The sequence below is a fragment of the Pseudomonadota bacterium genome (assembly GCA_010028905.1).
Lineage (GTDB): Bacteria > Vulcanimicrobiota > Xenobia > RGZZ01 > RGZZ01 > RGZZ01.
Genome location: RGZZ01000543.1, coordinates 1 through 3,091, shown reverse-complemented (window position 1 = coordinate 3,091; position 3,091 = coordinate 1). Strand labels below are relative to the sequence as shown.

Genomic DNA, 3,091 nt, shown 5'->3' with positions numbered 1-3,091 from the left:
ACCTGGCCACCCTTGCGCCCACGGTCACAGGCGAGGACAGTGGCGAGCTCATCGCGGCGGCCTATACGCTCGGAATCCCCCACCCCCCCGGGTACCCGCTCTGGTGTCTCGTCACCCGCCTGTTCATGCTGATCCCCGTCGGCGATATCGCCTGGCGCGCCAATCTGGGGTCAGCGGTGGCCGCGGCGGGCGCCTGCGCCCTGAGCACCGCGCTGCTGGCGCGCCTCGGGGTTCGCGCCTGGGTGGCGGCGTCGTCGTCGCTGCTGCTCGCGGCGTCATCGACGTTGTGGTCACAGGCGGTCATCGCGGAGGTCTATGGGCTCTCGCTGCTGCTGCTGGTCGCGCTGCTCTACTGCCTCGTGCGCTGGCGCCAGACCGTGGACGCGCCCGAAGGCGATCGCTGGATGGCCGCCGCCGCGCTGCTCACCACCCTCTCCCTGGGCGCGCATCAGACCGTGCTGATCCTCACGCCCCTGATTCTGCTCTGGGTGGTCTGGGTCGGTCGGGAACGTCTCCTCTCGCCGCGAAGGCTGGCGCTCATCTTCGGCGCGCTTCTCGCGGGGCTGTCGGTTCAGCTCTACCTCCCGCTGCGGGCCGCGGCGAACCCCGCGATGAACTGGGGGCGCCCCGACACGTTCGAGCGTTTCTGGGCGCATGTCACCCGTCAGCAGTACCCGTCTCTGCTGGGCTCGACCCACACCTTTGCGGGCACCATCGGGCAGTGGCGGGTGATGGGGGGCGATTTCCTCTCGCAGTGGCCCGTCCCCGTGTCTGTTGCGGTCCTCGTCGGGGCGCTCTGGGGCCTCCTGGTCCTGGCGAGACGCGACAGGCCCTTCGCGGCCTGGCTTGCGCTGGTCATCGTGACGCTGTCGTTCGTGTTTGCGTGGCTGCTGAACTTCCAGCTCGATCAGGAAGGCGTGCACATCGCCGAGGTCTTCTTCATCCCCGCCTGGCTTGCGATGCTGGTGGCCTTCGCCGCGGGCGTCGATGCGCTGGCGGAGCGCTTCGGCTCGATGGTCGTCACCGGGGCGGTGGTCGCCATGGCCGTTGTGGGGCTTGTCGGCAACCACGGCTCCACCTCGATGCGCGGCAACGATGTGGCGCGCCGGTATGCCACCGATCTGCTCGCCACCGTGCCGCAGGGGGGGATTCTCTTCACCAGCGCCGACTATGAGGCTTTTCCGGTCGCCTATCTCCAGATCGTCGAGGGCAAGCGGCCCGACGTCATCGCCCTCGACGAGCAGCGCGACATCGATCGAGGGCTCAAGGCAGCGGGTCTCGAGCCGTCGGTGAGCGGACGTCCCGACGAGGGCGACATCGCCCGTCTGCTGCTCAAGAGCAGGCTGCCCATCTGCTCCACCCGCGTCCTTGCGGCCGTGCCCGGAACGGCCGTGCATCCGGTGGGGCTGCTCTATCGCACCTTCAACGACGCAAAGACGGCGGCTGAAGCCCCCACGCTCGACGCGGAGGCCTGGAAGGGCTACCCAGCGCGCTCCGATGGCGCGTGGCGCGCCGACTGGTCGACCGCGTCGATGCTGGTTGCATATGATCTGGGGAAGGCCCGTGGCGACCTTGCCTATCGCGGCGATGCCAGGAGCGCGCTGGCCCTGATCGAGACGGCGGCTTCACGCCTGCCGGGTGATCCGGTGCTGCAGAACAGCCTGGGTGCGCTGCTGGTCGGAGCGAACCTGCGCGTGGAAGCAATCACCTACTACGACCGCGCCATCGGACTGAGGCCCGATTACAGGGAGGCACACATCAACAAGGTGCACGCTCTCATCGAGCTCGGGCGCTGGGACGACGCGCAGGAGGCGTACGCGCGCGCCACGCAGAACGGCGTCGCCTTCGCCGAGGCGGGCCCTCCCATCGAGGATGCCCTTCTCAAGGAGAAGGCCTCGCGTCCCCGCCTGCAGCAGATGCGTGAAGCGGCGCAGGCGGCCCCCCGATCGTCTGCGCTGCACCTGCAGCTGGCGCTCGCGCTGGTGCAGACCAATCGCCTCGACGAGGCGGAGAAGGCGTTTCGAGACGCGCTGCAGGTCGATTCGAGCAATGCGGCGGCCTGGCGTGGCCTGGGCATGCTCGAGGCCCGCAACGGCCGTTTCGACGCGGCGCTCGAGGCCTGGAGCAACGCCATCCGCCTCGACCCGTCGAGTGAGGAGTCGAAGGCGCTGGCTGCCAACGTGAAAGCCCTCGAGGCCCGCAAGCGCAGAGACGCGCGCTGAGCTTGCGTTGGCGGGCCTCCCCCGGTGTGGCAGGCGCGCGACTGCTTTGAGACGGCGCGTCGCTCAGGGCGGATCTGCCGGGCGGGTTGCGCTGATCCGGAACGGAACCTCGCGCACCGGTCGGCCGTCGACGCTCACCGTCATCTTCCAGGCGCCCTTGAGCGCCGCCACCGTGGTCGAAGCGATTCTCAGGCCGTCGTGGTGCTCGGCATCACAGAGCGCAGGGAAGTCACGGCCATCGAGGCGCATCCCGCGGCCCACGCGCAGCACGCCGCCGAGGGTTCGTCCCACGCGGCCCTGCGGGCCTTCGAAGGAGACCTGCACCAGATGTTCGTGCGCGACGTCGAGGGTGGCGTTCACAAAGGTGACATGGGCATACACCCCCTGGTCGGCCGGCGTGAAGGTCAGGCGTCGCTGACCTTCCGCGTTCTCTGCGGCGGCCGAGGTGAGCACGATCTGCCCTGCGCTTGCCAAGGGTTTCACCGTGAACCACAGCTCTCCCACCGGCGCGTCGTCGATGAACGCCATCGCGAGGTATCGCCCCGGACAGCTCGCCAGCGAGGTCTCCGCGATGCGGATCCCGTTGCAGGGCGCGCCTTCGCAGTCGCGCGGCAGATCTGCGCGCGCGGTGTCGAGCGCAGAGGGGATGTCTCCGCCGAGCCTCGCCACCTCACGCCCGCGCGGGTCGCGCACCCGAATCTCGAAGTGGGGCAGAGGTGTTGCTGACGGCACGGGTCCGCGGGTCGCATCGGTCGAGGGCTGCGCCTGTGGCGCGCTGCCCCCTGCGGGACGGCTCGGCCGCGGCAGAGCGGTGGCGAAGAAGTAGACCGCCGGCTCCACCGTGTAGAAGACCCTGCGGGGGAATCCGG

Annotated in this window: 2 protein-coding genes; one reads left to right on the top strand and one right to left on the bottom strand. The window is 69.6% G+C overall.

The features are described from left to right. Positions 1–2,222: DUF2723 domain-containing protein (locus EB084_22555; protein NDD31046.1), on the top strand; the 2,222-nt coding region annotated here is incomplete at its 5' end. 63 nt (positions 2,223–2,285) lie between these two features. Here the strand turns inward: EB084_22555 and EB084_22550 are convergent. Further along, the coding region (locus tag EB084_22550) for a hypothetical protein (GenBank protein NDD31045.1) at positions 2,286–3,091 on the bottom strand (806 nt) is incomplete at its 5' end.